This is a genomic window from Porcibacter vitabionis (assembly GCF_046263795.1).
Taxonomy (GTDB): Bacteria; Bacillota; Clostridia; order Lachnospirales; family Lachnospiraceae; genus Lachnocurva.
The window spans coordinates 172,379-190,069 of sequence record NZ_JBJYZD010000003.1; the positions used below are offsets into that span (position 1 = coordinate 172,379).

Annotated in this window: 19 protein-coding genes and 1 pseudogene; 14 read left to right on the forward strand and 6 right to left on the reverse strand. The window is 47.3% G+C overall.

The features are described from left to right. The first annotated feature begins 11 nt into the window (after window positions 1–11). The 10 genes from rplO to ACKX2L_RS04075 all read left to right on the forward strand — a co-directional run bounded on the left by rplO (window position 12) and on the right by ACKX2L_RS04075 (window position 6,420). Window positions 12–452 (forward strand): 50S ribosomal protein L15, encoded by a 441-nt coding sequence (rplO, locus tag ACKX2L_RS04030; protein WP_497552657.1) that lies wholly within the window; start codon window positions 12–14, stop codon window positions 450–452. Beyond that, entirely contained in the window at window positions 452–1,780 is a 1,329-nt protein-coding gene (gene secY / locus ACKX2L_RS04035) for a preprotein translocase subunit SecY (RefSeq protein WP_497550262.1), read from the forward strand. Before rplO ends, secY begins: the two co-directional genes overlap by 1 nt. 64 nt (window positions 1,781–1,844) lie before the next feature. Further along, window positions 1,845–2,495, forward strand: a complete 651-nt coding sequence (locus ACKX2L_RS04040; protein WP_497550261.1) for an adenylate kinase — start codon at window positions 1,845–1,847, stop codon at window positions 2,493–2,495. Between the two features lie 21 nt (window positions 2,496–2,516). After that, complete coding sequence (gene infA, locus ACKX2L_RS04045; protein ID WP_497550260.1) at window positions 2,517–2,735, forward strand: translation initiation factor IF-1; 219 nt, start codon at window positions 2,517–2,519, stop codon at window positions 2,733–2,735. Between the two features lie 130 nt (window positions 2,736–2,865). Continuing rightward, complete coding sequence (rpmJ, locus tag ACKX2L_RS04050; RefSeq protein ID WP_497550259.1) at window positions 2,866–2,979, forward strand: 50S ribosomal protein L36; 114 nt, start codon at window positions 2,866–2,868, stop codon at window positions 2,977–2,979. Window positions 2,980–3,275: 296 nt separating this feature from the next. Beyond that, window positions 3,276–3,647: a 30S ribosomal protein S13 gene (gene rpsM, locus ACKX2L_RS04055; RefSeq protein ID WP_497550258.1), complete on the forward strand. Its 372-nt coding sequence runs from the start codon at window positions 3,276–3,278 to the stop codon at window positions 3,645–3,647. 29 nt (window positions 3,648–3,676) lie between these two features. Further along, complete coding sequence (gene rpsK / locus ACKX2L_RS04060) at window positions 3,677–4,069, forward strand: 30S ribosomal protein S11 (RefSeq protein WP_497550257.1); 393 nt, start codon at window positions 3,677–3,679, stop codon at window positions 4,067–4,069. A gap of 19 nt (window positions 4,070–4,088) precedes the next feature. After that, window positions 4,089–4,682, forward strand: a complete 594-nt coding sequence (rpsD, locus tag ACKX2L_RS04065; RefSeq protein WP_497550256.1) for a 30S ribosomal protein S4 — start codon at window positions 4,089–4,091, stop codon at window positions 4,680–4,682. Window positions 4,683–4,730: 48 nt separating this feature from the next. Beyond that, window positions 4,731–5,693, forward strand: coding sequence for a DNA-directed RNA polymerase subunit alpha (locus tag ACKX2L_RS04070; RefSeq protein ID WP_497552658.1), 963 nt, complete (start codon window positions 4,731–4,733; stop codon window positions 5,691–5,693). Window positions 5,694–5,895: 202 nt separating this feature from the next. Then, window positions 5,896–6,420: a bL17 family ribosomal protein gene (locus ACKX2L_RS04075; RefSeq protein WP_497550254.1), complete on the forward strand. Its 525-nt coding sequence runs from the start codon at window positions 5,896–5,898 to the stop codon at window positions 6,418–6,420. Between the two features lie 115 nt (window positions 6,421–6,535). Here ACKX2L_RS04075 and ACKX2L_RS04080 read toward each other — a convergent pair whose 3' ends face one another. After that, on the reverse strand, window positions 6,536–8,971 hold the full coding sequence (locus tag ACKX2L_RS04080) for an endonuclease MutS2 (RefSeq protein ID WP_497552659.1): 2,436 nt from the start codon (window positions 8,969–8,971) through the stop codon (window positions 6,536–6,538). A gap of 322 nt (window positions 8,972–9,293) precedes the next feature. Here ACKX2L_RS04080 and ACKX2L_RS04085 point away from each other — a divergent pair, with 322 nt between their 5' ends. Together ACKX2L_RS04085 and rlmD are read left to right on the forward strand one after the other, a co-directional pair. Continuing rightward, a complete protein-coding gene (locus ACKX2L_RS04085) occupies window positions 9,294–10,247 on the forward strand; it encodes a 3'-5' exoribonuclease YhaM family protein (protein ID WP_497552660.1) in 954 nt (317 codons plus the stop codon). Between the two features lie 110 nt (window positions 10,248–10,357). Beyond that, window positions 10,358–11,794 (forward strand): 23S rRNA (uracil(1939)-C(5))-methyltransferase RlmD, encoded by a 1,437-nt coding sequence (gene rlmD, locus ACKX2L_RS04090; RefSeq protein WP_497552661.1) that lies wholly within the window; start codon window positions 10,358–10,360, stop codon window positions 11,792–11,794. Window positions 11,795–12,052: 258 nt separating this feature from the next. Here rlmD and ACKX2L_RS04095 read toward each other — a convergent pair whose 3' ends face one another. The 3 genes from ACKX2L_RS04095 to ACKX2L_RS04105 all read right to left on the reverse strand — a co-directional run bounded on the left by ACKX2L_RS04095 (window position 12,053) and on the right by ACKX2L_RS04105 (window position 15,043). Beyond that, window positions 12,053–12,724 (reverse strand): hypothetical protein, encoded by a 672-nt coding sequence (locus ACKX2L_RS04095; RefSeq protein ID WP_497552662.1) that lies wholly within the window; start codon window positions 12,722–12,724, stop codon window positions 12,053–12,055. Window positions 12,725–12,991: 267 nt separating this feature from the next. Next, a complete protein-coding gene (locus ACKX2L_RS04100) occupies window positions 12,992–13,177 on the reverse strand; it encodes a hypothetical protein (protein WP_497552663.1) in 186 nt (61 codons plus the stop codon). Window positions 13,178–13,729: 552 nt separating this feature from the next. Further along, on the reverse strand, window positions 13,730–15,043 hold the full coding sequence (locus ACKX2L_RS04105) for an IS30 family transposase (RefSeq protein ID WP_497550089.1): 1,314 nt from the start codon (window positions 15,041–15,043) through the stop codon (window positions 13,730–13,732). A gap of 483 nt (window positions 15,044–15,526) precedes the next feature. Between ACKX2L_RS04105 and ACKX2L_RS04110 the strand changes: the two genes are divergently transcribed. Then, on the forward strand, window positions 15,527–16,747 hold the full coding sequence (locus tag ACKX2L_RS04110) for an MFS transporter (RefSeq protein ID WP_497552664.1): 1,221 nt from the start codon (window positions 15,527–15,529) through the stop codon (window positions 16,745–16,747). An 80-nt stretch (window positions 16,748–16,827) separates the two neighbouring features. Here the strand turns inward: ACKX2L_RS04110 and ACKX2L_RS04115 are convergent. Then, window positions 16,828–17,007: pseudogene (locus ACKX2L_RS04115) on the reverse strand (helix-turn-helix domain-containing protein); the annotation flags it as partial. Next, entirely contained in the window at window positions 17,008–17,196 is a 189-nt protein-coding gene (locus ACKX2L_RS04120; protein WP_441099619.1) for a hypothetical protein, read from the reverse strand. It abuts the pseudogene before it with no gap. Between the two features lie 249 nt (window positions 17,197–17,445). On the opposite strand from ACKX2L_RS04120, the gene ACKX2L_RS04125 reads away from it, so the two are divergent. After that, window positions 17,446–17,688 (forward strand): SHOCT domain-containing protein, encoded by a 243-nt coding sequence (locus ACKX2L_RS04125; RefSeq protein WP_497550202.1) that lies wholly within the window; start codon window positions 17,446–17,448, stop codon window positions 17,686–17,688. Window positions 17,689–17,691 lie beyond the last annotated feature (3 nt).

Here is a 17,691-nt window from a genome sequence, read left to right on the forward strand (position 1 = left end):
GAGGTCACATAATGGATTTATCCAATTTAACTCCTGCTGAGGGTTCTGTACATAGCAATACCTTCAGAAGAGGCCGTGGACACGGCTCAGGAAATGGAAAGACTGCCGGTAAGGGACATAAGGGTCAGAAGGCTCGTTCCGGAGCACCGAGACCTGGTTTCGAAGGTGGTCAGATGCCTCTGTACCGTCGTATTCCGAAGAGAGGTTTCCATAACAGAAACACCAAGATCATTGTTGCAATCAATGTATCTGATCTGGAGCGTTTCGAAGATGGTGCAACGGTTGATGCTGCAGCATTGAAGGAAGCCGGACTTGTTAAGAATGCACGTGATGGCATCAAGATCCTTGGCAATGGCGATCTTACAAAGAAGCTCAATGTCAAGGTAAATGCTTACAGCGCTTCTGCAAAAGAGAAGATTGAAAATGCAGGCGGTTCTGCCGAGGTGATCTAATGCTGACTACACTTCGCAATGCTTTCAAGATTAAAGATCTGCGAAGAAGGATAGGATTCACATTTCTCATGCTGATCGTTATCCGGATCGGATCACAGATCCCGGCACCGGGTATCCAGGAAGGCGTCTTTGACAGCCTTTTTGGATCAGCAGGAGACTCGCTGAATTTCTTTGATGCAATTACCGGCGGATCTCTGGAGCGAATGAGTATCTTCGCTCTGAACATTACGCCCTATATTACATCATCGATTATTCTTCAGCTTTTGGAAATCGCATTCCCGAGGCTGGAAGAAATTGCACGTGACGGGGAAAAGGGTCGTGAATTTATAACTAAGATCACGCGTTATATCACGGTAGGACTCTCTCTGATGGAGTCAATTGCGATGGCAATCGGCTTCGGAAGATCCGGATATCTGACCAGCTTTGGTCTGAATTTCAAGGGAATCTTAAATGTGGTTACCCTGGTCGCTGTGCTGACAGCTGGATCCACCATCCTGATGTGGCTGGGTGAGCGTATTACGGAACATGGTGTTGGAAATGGTATTTCCATAGTCTTGATCATCAATATTATCTCCCGTATGCCACAGGATCTTACATCCCTCTATAATTTATTTATGAAGGGAAAAACTCCGGCAAGATTAATTCTGGCAGGAGCAATTATTGCAGCGATCATTATCGGTATCGTTGTTATGGTTGTTGTACTTCAGGGTGCAGAACGTAGAATTCCGGTTCAATATTCGAATAAATTACAGGGCAGACGGACTTACGGCGGAACATCCACCAATATTCCGTTGAAGGTCAATACCGGTGGCGTTATGCCGGTCATCTTCGCTCAGTCGATCATGCAGACACCTGTAATTATCGCGGCATTCCTCGGAAAAGGACAGGGATCAGGTTTCTGGTCCAAAGTTCTCAGAGGTCTGTCCGAGTCCAACTGGTTTGATACAGCCAACTGGATCTATTCATTAGGTGCAGTACTTTATGTATTCCTGATCATTGTATTTGCATATTTTTATACTTCAATCACGTTCAATCCGCTGGAGATCGCAGATAACATGAAGAAGTCGGGCGGTTTCATTCCCGGTATTCGTCCGGGTAAGCCCACCAGTGATTATCTGACCAGCATACTGAATTATGTCGTTTTCATCGGCGCCATCGGACTTACGATTGTATCGGTTGTTCCGATTGCACTGAACGGATTATTTAATGCCAATGTTTCCTTTGGTGGTACATCAATTATCATCGTGGTCGGCGTTGTCATTGAGACATTACAGCAAATTGAATCCCAGATGATGGTTCGTAACTATCGCGGATTCTTGAGTGAGTAGAAGGTACCTGTTCATTGGAGATACTGGGTTTCCCTGTATCTCCAAAGGTATATAAGGAGATAATATGAAGATTGTGATGTTAGGAGCACCAGGCGCAGGAAAGGGAACCATCGCGTCCCGTCTTTCTGCAAAGTACGGAATTCCTCATATCTCTACCGGAGATATCTTCCGTGCAAACATTAAAAACGGAACGGAGCTCGGCAAGAAAGCAAAGTCTTATATGGATCAGGGACTTTTGGTTCCGGATGAGCTGACATGCGATCTTGTTATGGACCGGATCGGTCAGGAGGATTGTAAGAAGGGATTTATTCTGGACGGATTTCCCAGAACAATTCCTCAGGCAGAAGCTTTGACAGATGCTCTGGATGAAAAGGATGAACAAATGGATTACGCATTAAATGTCATCCTGTCAGATGATAAAATTGTCAAGCGTATGTCCGGAAGAAGGTCCTGCCCGAAATGCGGCGCCGTCTATCATATCATTACACTGCCACCGAAACAGGAGGGCATTTGTGATAAATGCGGATCCAAGCTGGTACAGAGAGCTGATGACGCCGAAGAAACAGTAAAGAAACGTCTTGAAGTCTATCACGAACAGACCGAACCCCTGATTGAGTACTACCACAGAGCCGGCATCATTGTGGAAGTAAGCGGAGATGCTGGTGCGGATCAGGAAGTCGAGAGGCTGTCCGAGGTTTTGGAAGACGCAGAGTAATCAGTATCAGGAGGAATCGATTTGTCCAAGGCTGACATCATTGAACTGGAAGGCACAGTTCTGGAAAAACTTCCAAATGCAATGTTCCAGGTGAAACTGGAAAACGGATTGGAAATCTTAGCGCATATCAGTGGAAAGCTTCGTATGAATTACATCCGGATCCTTCCGGGAGATAAAGTTACGATTGAGATGTCTCCCTATGATCTTACAAAAGGAAGAATCATCTGGAGAGATAAATAATCGTTGACATTAATTGACAACGCAGATATAATGGTACACGGACGTTTTTTGGAAGCAGAGGGGTAATATGCCCTGAAGCGCCCGAAAATACGGGGTGTAGAGCTTGTTTTGATGAAGGAAGGAGGACCTCATGAAGGTAAGATCTTCTGTAAAGCCTATGTGCGATAAGTGCAAGGTTATCAAGAGAAAGGGTAAGATCAGAATCATCTGTGAGAACCCGAAGCACAAGCAGGTTCAGGGCTGATCCTTTAAGGTTTGGCCTTGATAGTGCATGTGTATTATGGCGGCTGCAGTTTGACATGAGCCAAACTGTTCATAATACAAGAGTTGCAGGATAGCTGCATCTACTGTGAGCTTTATTCCATTCATACCGGGGAATAAGACTCACCATTTTCTGTCTCTGGCAGAAAAAAAAGAGCGGAACGTAAAAGCACACATTTCAGGCTGGCGGACACGTCAGAGCTGCTGTGAGGGAAGCTCGGTACTATAGACGGGGATATGTCTTCCCCCATTCACGATCATTTGGAGGTGTAAATACACATGGCTCGTATCGCAGGTGTAGATTTACCAAGAGAAAAGAGAATTGAAATCGGCCTCACATATATCTACGGAATCGGCAGAACTACTGCAGACAAGATTCTCGCAGAATCCGGGGTCAATGGAGACACACGCTGCAAGGATCTGACAGATGATGAAGTCAGAAAGCTTGCTGACGCAATCAACACTCTTGGTGTTGAAGTAGAAGGTGATCTCAGAAGAGATGTCTCTCTGAATATTAAGAGACTTACCGAGATCGGATGCTACAGAGGAATTCGTCACAGAAAGGGACTTCCTGTCCGTGGACAGAAGACCAAGACAAACGCTCGTACCCGTAAGGGACCGCGTAAGACGATCGCAAATAAGAAGAAGTAATAAGACTAAGAAAGTAGGTTAGTTTCACTATGGCTAAAGTTGCAAAAAGAGTAACAAAAAAGCGCGTTAGAAAAAACGTTGAACATGGCCAGGCACATATTCAGGCATCGTTTAATAACACGATCGTAACACTGACAGATGCACAGGGTAATGCAATCTCCTGGGCTTCCGCAGGTGGACTTGGCTTCAAAGGTTCAAGGAAATCTACTCCGTACGCTGCACAGATGGCAGCAGAGACCGCAGCAAAGGCTGCAGCTCCTTCGGGACTTAAGACAGTTGATGTATTCGTTAAGGGACCTGGCTCAGGAAGAGAAGCAGCGATCCGTGCTCTTGCAGCAAACGGAATCAATGTAACTTCCATTCAGGATGTAACTCCCGTACCTCACAACGGATGCCGTCCGCCGAAGCGTAGAAGAGTCTAATTAGGAGGGAAAGAATACAATGGCAGTAAATAAAACCCCGATCTTAAAGAGATGCAGATCCCTCGGTATGGATCCTGTATATCTTGGTTATGATAAGAAGTCTAAGAGACATCCTCAGAACAGCCGTCGGAAGGTTTCTGAGTACGGTCTGCAGCTGAAGGAAAAGCAGAAGGCTAAGTTCATCTACGGCGTTCTGGAAAAGCCTTTCCGTAACTACTATGAGAAGGCAGACCGTATGAAGGGTCAGACCGGTGAAAACCTGATGACCATGCTTGAGAGCCGTCTGGACAATATCGTTTTCCGTGCAGGTTTCGCTCGTACTCGTCGCGAGGCTCGTCAGATGGTAGACCACAAGCTCTTCACCGTTAACGGCAAGAAGATCAACATCCCTTCCTACCTCTGCAAGGCTGGAGATGTCATCGAAGCAGTTGAGAATAAGAAGTCTCTTCAGAGATTCAAGGATATCGCTGAGACCACCAATGGCCGTGCTGTTGCTGAGTGGCTTGATGTGGATGCCGAGAACTGGAAGGCAACCATCAAGAATCTTCCGAACAGAGATCAGATCGATGTACCTGTAGATGAACTACAGATTGTCGAGTTGTACTCCAAGTAATAAGTACGCTTGAGTAGTCTGTAAATATAGGTCAAAGGAGGATCGCAAGTGTTAGATTTCAACAAACCCAATATTGAAATCGCAGAAATGTCAGATGACCATAAGTATGGTCGCTTTGTTGTGGAACCTCTTGAAAGAGGCTATGGTACAACACTGGGAAATTCCCTTCGCCGTATCATGCTTTCTTCTCTTCCCGGTACCGCAGTAACAAAGATCAAGATCGATGGCATTCTTCACGAGTTCAGCTCCATCCCCGGTGTGAAGGAAGATGTGACTGAGATCGTATTGAATATCAAGAATCTTGCAATCCGTGACAACAGCGGCAACAACGAACCCAAGAAGGCTTATATTGACTTCGAGGGCGAGGGAGTTGTCAAGGCATCCGATATCCAGATCGAGTCCGATGACGTCGAGATCGTCAATCCCGACCTTGTTATTGCTCATCTGAATGGCGGCAGCGACTGCAAGCTCTACATGGATCTCACAATTGAGAATGGCCGCGGATATGTACCGTCTGACCGTAACAAGTCCGATGATACTCCGATCGGTGTCATTGCAATCGACAGCATTTACACCCCGATCGAGCGTGTAAATATTACGGTTGAGAACACCCGTGTAGGTCAGCAGACCGACTTCGATAAGCTGACACTGGATGTCTATACAAACGGAGCTCTTGGCCCGGATGAGGCATTAAGCCTTGCAGCCAAGGTTCTCGCAGAGCATCTGAACCTCTTCATCGACCTTTCCGATAATGCAAAGAATACGGAAGTCATGGTTGATAATAAGGAAGAGGGACCGAAGGTTGTTCTGGACATGACGATCGATGAGCTCGAGCTCTCCGTTCGTTCATACAATTGTCTGAAGAGAGCCGGCATCAATACAGTCGAGGAACTTTGCAACAAGTCCCCGGAAGAGATGATGAAGGTTCGGAACCTTGGAAAGAAGTCTTTGGATGAAGTTCTTGCCAAGCTTGACGAGCTCGGACTTCATCTTCGTACCGCGGAGGAGTAATCCGCTGCAGGATTTGACTTATGCTGAAATGTAGGCCGGATCCGAAGTTAATTCATATGCCAAATTTGAAGCTGCAGAGCCGGTAAATCCGAGGCGTACGGCCCTGTAGTCCTCAGAGTGGCTAGAGACATCTGCCGAGGAAGTAAGTCCATATGGCATTTCGAGGTAGTAACCACCCAATCCAATATCAGGAGGAAATATCATGGCAAAGTATAGAAAGTTAGGAAGAACATCTTCCCAGAGAAAAGCCCTGCTCAGAAACCAGGTAACAATGCTTCTGAACAATGGCAGAATCATCACAACCGAAGCTAAGGCCAAGGAAGTATCTAAGATTGCTGAGAAGTACATCGCTCTTGCAATTCGTGAGAAGGATAACTTCGAAGAAGTTACCGTTCAGGCTAAGGTTCCTGTAAAGGATAAAGACGGCAAGCGTGTCAAGGAAGTTGTTGATGGTAAGAAGGTTACCAAGTTCGAGACCGTTGACAAGAAGATTAAGAAGGACCTTCCTTCCCGTCTCCATGCACGTCGTCAGATGCTGAAGTTCCTTTACCCTGTAACTGTAAAGGGTGAGAAGAAGTCTGAGACTAAGGTTGTTAACCTTCCGAATAAGCTTTTCGATGAGATCGCACCGAAGTACGCAGACCGTAAGGGCGGTTATACCCGTATTGTAAAGATTGGTCAGCGTAAGGGTGACGGCGCTCTGGAAGTTCTTCTTGAGCTGGTTTAATATCTACAGCTTTGAGTGATCGAAATAGAAATCCCGCAGCAAATGCTGCGGGATTTTTTTATCCAAGTTTTCAAGTCTTTTAATCCAAATTTTTTATCCAGGTTTTCAAGTCTTTTTATCCAAGTCTTGCAATCGTAACCCCTGCATCGCCTTCGCCGTAAGCAGCCTGGTGGTATTCCTTGACATACATATTTCCATCCAGATATTGCTGAACCGCCCGTCGAAGGGCACCGGTACCCTTGCCGTGAACGATGCGGACCTCCTTCAAGTGAGAGATATAGGCATCATCGATGTACTTATCCAATTTGGTAATTGCTTCATCCCCTGTAAGCCCCAGTAATTTGATCTCCGGAGAAATGGTAGCGGCCTTACTGAAGGATGCAATATTCTTATTAGGGCTGACGCCGGCCTGGGCCCTGCGTTTCTCCTTCATTTCCCTTCGGAAGCGCTCAGCTGTTGTCTCGTCTCCCAGAAGCTGAATGTCAGAGAGCTTGACTTTCGACTTAATGAGGCCCATCTGCACCTCGAGTTCTCCCTTTGAGTTCGGCAATTTGTGGATCGTTCCATTCATATTCATAGAAAGCACGCGGACACTGTCCCCAACGTGCAGATTTTTCACATTGATGGCTCCGCTATTTGCCGACTGTACATGCCTTGTCATAGCACGTTCCGAAGCTTTGGATTCTGCATCTGACAATTTCTTGCCCAAAGCAGTCCGCTCTTGCTCCATCTTTCGAAGATCCGGCGATTCCGTCTTCATTTTCCGGAAAGAACGGATGGTCTGGTCAGCTTCATCCTTGGCAGCTTTCAGGATTCGGGCGGCCTCCGCGGAAGCATCCTGAAGGACACGCGTTTTCTCAGCAGAGACTTTCCTCTCATCCTCTGATAATTTTGCCATCCTCCGGTCAAAGGCTTCCCGATCGCTTAAGAGGCTGGCCTCCTTCTTCTCCAGGGCAGTTCTTCTCTCCTCAAGGTCGGTCAGAAGGTCTTCGAAAGACTGCGCTCTCTCTGTCATGCGGGATCTCGCATCGTCAATAATATCCGAAGTGAGACCAAGCTTTGTTGAGATTGCAAAGGCATTTGATTTCCCCGGTACACCAATCAGGAGACGATAAGTCGGGGACAGGGTTTCCACAGAGAACTCGCAGGCAGCATTTTCAACGCCTGGTGTCGCAAGAGCGTATTCCTTCAACTCACTGTAATGCGTCGTTGCCATGGTCTTGACTCCCTCGGTATGGAGCTTGGCCAGAATCGAGGTCGCAAGGGCCGCACCTTCCGCGGGATCCGTTCCGGCACAGAGCTCATCGAAAAGGACCAGCGCAGTATTCGGACTTTGTTCGACAGAGCGTAGGATCCGGATGATATTGACCATATGGCTGGAAAATGTCGACAGGGATTGCTCAATGGACTGTTCGTCACCGATGTCAGCATAGACATTGTGGAAGACGGACAAACGGCTGCCGGATGCTGCCGGAATATGGAGCCCTGCCTGGCCCATCAGGGTCAGAAGTCCGCAGGTCTTCAGGGAAACCGTCTTACCACCCGTGTTAGGACCCGTGACAATGAGCTGGTCAAATGTAAGACCAAGATTCAATTGGATCGGAACGACCTGATCCGGGTCCAGAAGAGGGTGCCTGGCGTCACGGAGATCAATCTGGCCGTCTTCGTTGAATTCCGGAGAAACTGCCTGCATTTCCTCGGCAAGCTTCCCCTTTGCAAAAATGAAATCCAACTCTGAAAGAAGCTTAAAATCGGTCTCGATTTCCGCCATATGTTCGAAGGCCATGGAAGAAAGTCTTGCCAGGATCTTCTCAATCTCCTTTTTCTCATCCAGCTCCAGCTCTTTTCTCTGATTATTCAGATTTACCACGGCCATTGGCTCTATGAAAAGGGTCTGGCCGGAAGAAGACTGGTCATGGACAATACCTGCGACCTGGGATTTGAACTCAGCTTTGACGGGAAGACAATAACGATTGTCCCGGATGGTCACGATGGCATCCTGGAGATAATCATGGGCGCTTCCGGTCAGCATACGGTTCATTTCGGAACGGATCTTTTCATCCAGACCGGTGAGAGAACGCCGTATCGTTCGAAGCTCCGGGGAAGCATCATCGGCAATGGTGTCTTCAGAAAGGATACAGCGATGGATCTCATCGTAGAGGGGGCGGACCGGGGAGAGGCCTTCGAAATAGGCAGAGAGAGAGTCACGCGCACTCTCATCTGACCCTGTGTCCCCGTAGCGGGCGGCAGCACCTGCTGCCGAGAGAAGGGAGGCGATCTGAAGGAGTTCTCCTGCATTCAGAGAACCGCCGATTTCCAGCCGCCTCTGGAAGGGAGTGACATCCGTGACTCCGCCAAAGGAGACAGAGCCTTTGCGGTAGATCCGCTGCAGGCTGTCCTCGGTCTCCTGCTGCCGGGCCTTAATCTTCTCGAGATTGGTGATTGGAGTCAGTTTCTGACAATAGGACTTGCCACGCTCGGTAGAAGCGAGGCTGGTCAGGCGGTCAATGATTTTATCAAATTCAAGTGTGTGATATACCTTTGGATTCATATGATTTTCCTATCAAACTTTCGATTGCATGGACAAAAATATTATAACATGAACACGCGAAAGAAAGGACGGATTGGGTTTACATTTTCAGATCAAAGTGGACAAGAGAACAGAAGGAGAAAGGATGGATTGGCTTTACATTTTCAGGTCATAGTGGACGAGAGAACAGAAGGGGAAAGGATGGATTGGGTTTACATTTTCAGGTCAAAGTGGATGAGAGAACAGAAGGGGAAAGGAAGGTGCTGGTCTATATTTTATAGACAGGGCCAGGGGATAAAAGTATAATGAAAGGGCTGAAAAAAGCTTAGAATTGGAGTCTATCATGGTATTTATTGAAGATCTGGCGGAAGGAAAAAAGGTTCAGAATAACATCTTTCTCGTCCGGAAGGTGACAAACGGAGTGACCAAGAAGGGTGCGCCCTATCAGTCTCTGCTCTTGCAGGATAAGACAGGCACCATCGAAGGGAAGATCTGGTCACCCAATGATCCGGCATTTGATGACGTCGAGGAAGGGGAATACGTCGAGCTGAGCGGGGATGTGACAACCTTTAACAATGCTTTGCAGCTTCGCCTGAATCAGGTAAGAAAGGCCCAGGAGGGGACCTATAAGGCATCGGACTATCTCCCTTCGACGGATAAGGATATTGAGGAAATGTATGGCGAACTGCTTCGTCTGGTGGATTCGGTCAAAACAGATTATTTGAAGGAACTTTTGGAAGGCTTCTTCAAAGATCCGGATTTCAAGAAACGTTTCTGTTTCCATTCGGCAGCCAAAAGCGTTCATCATGGCTATGTCGGGGGACTTTTGGAGCATACCCTTTCCGTGGCGCAGATCTGTAATTTCTATGCAAAGCATTATCCCATGCTGGACCGGGACCTTTTGATCACCGCAGCGCTTTGCCACGACATCGGGAAACTCGAAGAGATCTCTCCCTATCCCCAGAATGATTATACGGATGAGGGTCAGCTTGTCGGGCACATCGTGATCGGAGCCTGCATGCTGCGGGACAAGATTCGTGACATCCCCCACTTTCCGCATAAGAAGGCAGAGGAGCTGATCCACTGTATCCTCTCCCATCACGGCGAGCTGGAGTATGGCTCTCCGAAGAAACCGGCCTTACTTGAGGCAATTGCGCTATCCCAGGCGGACAATACCGATGCCAAGATGGAAACCATGAAGGAAGCATTAAAAAATACGGTTCCCGGAAACACCGAGTGGCAGGGCTATAACCGCTATATGGAGACCAATATCCGGAGGACTTCAGAGGAGATCTAGGAGAGTCTTACGAATCATAGAGATGTAAGGGAGAGCAGGAGAAGAGACCTTTCCTGCTTTTTCAATCAAAGGATCGGCCAGAAGGCCAGGATCCTAGTGAAGGAAAACGCATGCAGAAAAATGATGAGATCGAATTGGAAATCGAGGATCTGGGCATCCACGGGGAAGGGATCGGACATGCCATGGGAATGGCAGTCTTTGTCCCCGGGGCAATCCCGGGGGATCGGATCCGGGCAGGCATTACCAAGAAAAAGAAAAATTATGCCTATGCCCGTCTGATCTCCGTGGAGGAGCCGTCCGAAGATCGCGTCGTGCCAGTCTGCCCGATTGCCAGGCAGTGCGGCGGATGCCAGCTCCAGGAGATGGACTATGCTGCCCAGCTTCGCTGGAAGGAAAAGCATGTGCAAAATCTTCTGATTCGGGTTGGCGGTTTCCCGGAAAGCCGGATCCGGGAGATCTCTGAACCCATCATCGGAATGGAGGACCCCTGGCGCTTTCGAAATAAGGCCCAGTATCCGATCGGAAAAGACAAGCAGGGCAGGCCAATCGCCGGTTTCTATGCGCCGCATAGTCATCGTATTGTGCCTTGCACTGACTGCCGGATCGGAGCTTTGGAAAATCAGAAGATTCTGAAAGCCATTCTTTCCTGGATGCAGAAAAATCGCGTCCAGCCTTATGATGAGACCACCGGTCAGGGCCTGCTTCGCCATGTCCTGATCCGTCAGGCCATTCACACCAAAGAAACCATGGTTTGCCTGGTGACGAACGGAAACCGGATCCCGGCGGCAGAGTCCCTGCTTGAAGCTCTGCGTATGGCATCCCCTGATCTTGCTTCTCTGACATTAAATATAAACCGCGACAGAACCAATGTGATTCTCGGCCGGGAAACCAAGACCTTGTGGGGAGAGGATACCATCACGGATATGATCGGTGATATCGCATTTCGTATCTCGCCGCGATCCTTTTTCCAGGTGAATCCGCTTCAGATGGAGAAACTCTATGGAAAGGCACTCGAATATGCCGGCCTGACCGGAGAGGAGAATGTCTATGATCTCTATTGCGGGATCGGAAGCATTTCGCTTTTCCTGGCAAGAAATGCAGGTCACGTGACCGGAATTGAAATCATACCGGAGGCTATTCAGGACGCCAAGGAGAATGCCAGAAGAAATGGGATCAGTAATGCCGATTTCTATGCCGGAGCAACCGAGGATGTCCTGCCGAGGCTGATTGAGAAGGGGAAGTCCGATTTCGGAAAACTATCGGCGCAGGAGCAAGCCTTGGGGTCGGTCTATATTTCCGGCCGACCGGCCGATGTGATCGTGCTCGACCCGCCCAGGAAGGGATGCGAGCCCTCTGTCCTTATGACCATTCTGGCAGCGGCACCGGAACGAATCGTCTATGTGTCCTGCGACCCTGCAACACTTGCCCGGGATCTGAAGATCCTCTGTGCAGATGGGGCCTATGAGTTGAAGAAGGTCTGCCCGGTAGACCAGTTCGGGCACAGCGTGCATGTGGAGACCGTGGCTCTACTAACGAGGACAAATTGAAAAAGTGGCTATAAAGCCCGTGTTTAAGCCATTTCTGCGGCATCCGTCTTTCTGAGAAGAGAGGCGGGTGCCGCGTTTTCTTATAGAAAAAATGTAAAAGTTGGTCTGGCGTGACTGTGGGAAGGCTATTTGGATGAATTTTTGACTGGCGTGACTGTGGCTTTGCTATTTTCAAGGGTTGTGACTGTGGAAAGGCTATTTGAGAAGGAATAGAAAAAAGGCGATGCAGAATCTTCATCTGCACCGCCTCCTATCGTGTTAATCCTCTTTGAAGAATTCACTTTCCAGCTTCTTTATCCGCTTCCGATCGGAATAGATTGTGTTGCTGGGAAGATCCAGTATTTTATGAATTTCATTCACACTAAAACCTTCATCCTCGAGCAGCTTGATTTGAGCCAGTTTTTTCTGATGCTTCGCAAGAAAGTTAATAAGCTCGTCGTATAAAATACGCCCCATAGCTTCAGTGCTCGTGATGTCCTCTGTGGCAGGTTCCCAGTCGCTGTTCTTCTTCAGGTCTTCGATATAGGATGTCTGATTTGTCTCCATATCCTTCCCGGCATTTGGACAGCCGGTGCAGGATGCCCTGCGGCAGATGATCGGTGTTCCATGGGCACCTTCAACACGGCACTTATGTGAACGAAGATTACGCTTATCCTCTGACCAGTCAGGCCGCATCATCGCATTAAACAGTTCCTCAAGGACGGGTACCATGTAGCATTTGTACCGACGACTGCCTTTCCACCACATGCGGATAAGTTCTGGTACAAAGCTGTGTGCCGAGGTGTCAGCGGTCTCAATATCCATTGGATACATCCGGTATCCGTCAGGAGGTACGATTTCAACGCGTCCATCCTCATAGGTCTTAACTTCTACTGTTGCATAAACTCTTTCGTTGTCATAAAAATTTACTTGTTTGACTTCGATTGCCATCTTGGCTTCCTCGTTTCTTTCCGAAACGGGGAGCCGGTGATGACAGATTCAATTTTTCCTTCATTCAGGCCACCTAAGCGGGTTACCCCGTTTCTAATTGGCGGCCAGCTGTGCATGAAGCTGAACCAAATTTGTCTTGCTGCCTGCTCCATCCGGAGATGCACTCGTCTATCCGCGGTAGGGCGCACCGAGTGGAGCAGGGAATTACCTTGCCTTGGTCTGATCGTTAGCTGGACGATAGGACCGAAGGACTTTCGTATTCAGTTGTCAGTCGTAGTTCTCGATGTAGGCATAAAGCTCAGAGAATACTTCTTCGTAGTCGCCCGGATTCAGGTCGTAGATGCTTCTTGCACCGTGCTCCTTGAGAATGAAGCGAACAACTTCGCTTCCGCAGATACCGGCAACCTCGTCTGCTGTGTTTTCCAGATTGATCATCCAGTCTTCGTTTGACATGCTCTTGTCTCCTTTTGTCATGGAGGCTTGCTTACCCTATGAGCAATGTCCTCGTTTGCAGGTGCATCACCAAACGTTCGGGTCAGCCTTGATCAAGGGCTGTCGCTTGAGGACATCTTTATGATGCCAAAAAAGGAGCTTTGAACCCCGGACACAGCTATGTCCTATTTGGCTGGCTAAGAAGCGGCATAAGGTAACGGATGAGCTGCAAAACTATTTGAAAACGGGTATAAAAAGGCCGGACACATTTATGTCCGGGGTATTTTGAAAAGCTTATAGATATCAAAAAATATAATCAAATCGTGAATTGAAAAGTTAAATTCCGTATGCAGAACTAAATTCCATCGCACCTTAAAAACTGCATATTTTTTCAAATTTTTTTGAGGAATCTATGAGACAGCATGGTATAATGTGGCTACATTTCATCGAAGTCCCTTAAATCCAGGCACACCAAACAGGCCTCTGAAATTTCAGTATGACAGACTAAATTCCACAGGCCGGAAGTCGTTTTTAAAAGTTGGTATCCCCCGGTGACGGTCTTCTATGAAGTTATTACTTAAGCAGTGCAGGCGATAGCGTCACCTGATCTGCCGGTATCTCTTTTAGTTGCAGGGCCTCGAGGATCTCGGGGCCGTATTTTTTTAAGGCGAGATGATAGGGTGTATCTCCATCCAGCGCCGCTCTGGGCGCGGAGTTGATGTTGTTTACCGCTTTCCGTATGTGCCACTGCGTCAGGAACTCAAACACGGTCCCTTTGGGAAGGATCATGCGGAGCATGGTATGTACATTTTCAATGCCTGCCTTCTGATTGCTTCTCATCGGATCACAGTAGTAAATGCTGGTACGCTGCATACCGGAAGGGTCTGTCTCCAGATGAACCGGATCTCCGAACTCAACGCCCCGGTCTGTCAGGATCACGGGGAAGAGCGATTGGAAGTCATATGCGCCTCCAAGAGAGCCCTGAAGCCTTTCAAAAATGGCTTTGACAGCCCCTGGAGTCTTCCGATGGATCAGATAAGCCAGAAAGAGTTCCGTATCCGGGAAATAAAGCGTCAGGATGCATTTGTAAGACCCTTGAGCAGACACAACCGTATCCATCTCTCTAAAATCTGAAAGGGGCAGATCGAGCTTGAGGAAATCCTCATAGGTGCGTCCCTGGAAGACTTCACGGTTTACGATCTGTGACTTATGGCATTTCCTTGGCTTGAACTTTGTTTTCCTTTTCAGGTCGATGTTTCTACTGTCGAACAGTTCCATGTCAATGTAGCGGTATAAGGTTTTTACAGAGATGCCAAGCTCCGGATGATTTGTCAGGATCATGTAGGGAGACTGTCCCTGCTCAATAAGTGGACATATGATTTGATTCATCTTTTCCATCTGGCTTTTGGTCATGTTTACGCCGGCTCTTGATTCTGAACGGCGCTCCTCATACTTCCGCTGAGCGGCTTTGGCATTGTAGTCATACTTGCTGGATATCTGACATCGGTTTCGGCTCTTCGGGCATCCGTTGCACACATAGGGAGCCCTGTTCAGACGCCTGCATTTCTCCCTTTCAAAGCAGGAACAGACACTGTTGCATTTGCTGCAGGACCGACAGAATCTGTCACAGACGATGACCTTTTTACAAGCATTCTTCTTCCTGCAATCGAATCGATGAACGCAGAAGTTATAAGGGTTATCAAAGCTTCCTCTGTTCCAGCCATGCGGGATACGGTTCAGCCGGATCTCCTTTGAGATGGTCGATGGATCCTTGCAAAGATACTTGGAGATATCCAGAAAGGACAGCCCCTGATCCAGTGATTTTTCAATATAAAAACGGTCATCCAATGTCAGATGTTTCTGGTTGCCTGGGATTAATCTTGACATTATTCCTCCTTTACCGTCACCAGAGCAACGGAAGAAGGATAAATGAAAAATATGTGGTTTTCAAGGTTCTGGTATGAAAGATTAAATTCCACATGTGAAGGAGTTAATTCTATTTCTGTTTTATAAAGTGGAATTTAAATTTTCATTTTAGGGGCATTTTAGGCAAGGTTAAAAATGGTTGACAAGTCTATCGGATGTGTGTTATACTGCGCGACAGTTTGAGATTGGAAGGAGGCTTACGTGTGTTAATTTGTGTACGCTAATAAGCAATAAAAAGTAGAAGTACCTTTCCACATAATGGTGGGCTTTTTTTGCGTGCGTATGCAAAGGAACACGTAGGTTTGACACGAGCAGTCTTTGAACTGTATCGTGGTGTTTTTTCGTGCTTTGTTGTTATGCAGGCGTCTGCCCTCTCTGTGGGACAACGCCTGCTTTTTATTGCAGAAACAAAGGAACAATGCAATAAAAAAGGAGGTTCGCATTATGACCCAAAACAACAATTCATGGAGAAAAACTTATTTTACACTTCTTGCCGGACAAGCAATATCCTTTATTAGCAGCGGTATTTTGCAAATGGCCATTATCTTTTATTTGGTTGCGAAAACTAATTCTGCAATCATATTGACGGCGGCAACACTGATTGGATTTTTGCCGCAAGCCTGTTTAGGCCCGTTTGCAGGTGCTTTTGTTGACCGGCACAGCCGTAAAAGCGTAATGATTGGTGCGGATTTGATAATTGCCGCCGCTGGCGGTATTCTGGCGCTGGTGGCGTTTTACATGGAATTGCCCGTATGGTCTATTATGGTTGTCCTGTTAATCCGAAGTGCGGGAACTGCTTTTCATTCTCCAGCATTCAGCGCAGCAACACCTATGATTGTGCCAAAAGAGGAACTTACAAAATGCGCTGGTTACACGCAGACCATGCAAGCAGTAAGTGCGATTATCAGTCCAGCTGCCGCAGCGTTTTTATATGCTGTTTGGCCTCTTAATGCAATTATATTGTTAGATATTGTGGGTGCAATCCTTGCCTGTGTGACTGTTGCGATTTCGTCCATACCAACGCCTGAACTATGTCCAGAAACGAAAAGACAACAGTTTTTACAGGATATGAAAGAGGGGTATGTGGTATTAAAGCAAAACAGGGGCCTCTTTGCTCTGCTCTGGATTGGTGTAATTTATATGTTCTTTTATATGCCAATCAGTACGTTTTTTCCTCTCATCTGTATGTCATACTTCAAAGGAACACCGGCCCATGCCTCTGCCGCTGAAACTGCTTTTGCGGTTGGTATGCTGCTTGGCGGAGTCATTCTGAGCATTTGGGGCGGTTTTAAGAAACGGCGGTACACCATCGGTCTTTCCGTTCTCCTGATGGGCGTTAGCAATATGCTCTCCGGGCTTTTGCCGCCAGACGCATTTCTTGTCTTTGTTGTGTGCTGTACTGTTATGGGAATTTCCGCTCCATTTTACGGTGTGCAAAATGCGATTTTTCAAGAAACGGTCAAACCAGAATATCTGGGGAGAGTTTTTTCTCTACTGACAAGCGCCGCTTCCCTCGCCATGCCGTTTGGCCTTGTCATTTCCGGGCCTCTGGCGGAGCGGCTGGGAGTTGAGAAATGGTTTGTCATTTGCGGAATTGGCATTATCATCGTTGCGCTTGCCGTATTTTTACTACCCGGTTTGAGAGAGATTGACAATACGCAATAATCAACTGCACCTTTTTCTATTACTAAACAAAATGCCTGGATGGTGGTTCTGAAAAACCAGAACCGCCGTTCAGGCATTTTTTATCTTCGTCCTCTCTGCGGTTTTGGATTCTTCAGCAAGTCGGATTTTTCCGCAATCTTTTTCAGCCACTTCCGTTCTTCTACTGACAGCTTCCTAAAATTCAGCTTGAGCCGTTTGCAGATAAACGCCAAGTACGCTTGTTCCGTGTCGCTGTCCTGGCTGACGATTTCACCAGCAGTTTAATGAATGTTAAACCACATGTTTTTCCATAATGTGGCTTCGACTTCACGGATTAGATCGATACTCTTCTGGTCTCCCAAATCAGCAAGTCTCTCAACGTTGTCCCAGTACATGTCATCCAGCATGTCGATGAGGAAGAGGATAGTCGCGTTCTGGTGATAAAGTTCTTCGATTGTGTAACTAGTCATATTCTTATGACCTCCTTCTACCTCTATATATGCAGAAAGATGCGAGTTCCCCTAAAATTTATAAAAAATATTTAATCTGATTGAAAGGTGATTAGGCTAATGGCAGCAATGCCGCTAGCCTCTATTTTTTTGCCCATTTTTGATTCTTCTTGAAAATTGCTATGCCTCCAAACACAAAAATGCTGCCTTTGTGTCCGTATACGATTGCAGGAATAGTCCTGCCATAGTTACGAGGAGGACAGAGGCAGTATGGATAATGAAAAGAATAATGTTGTTGAGCTTGGATGCGGACACCTCCCGATTGATATGACACCGCCAGAGAGAACACTCGATGACTACCGCAATGATTATTGTTACCGTCTTGCGGTCAAACTTCTTGATGAACTCAGAGACAATGGAGATATTACCGACAAGGAATATGCCAAATGTGAGCATCACTTTCGTGCAAAATATATCCCGATTTATGCCGCTTTATTGCCGGATCTTCGTTGATAT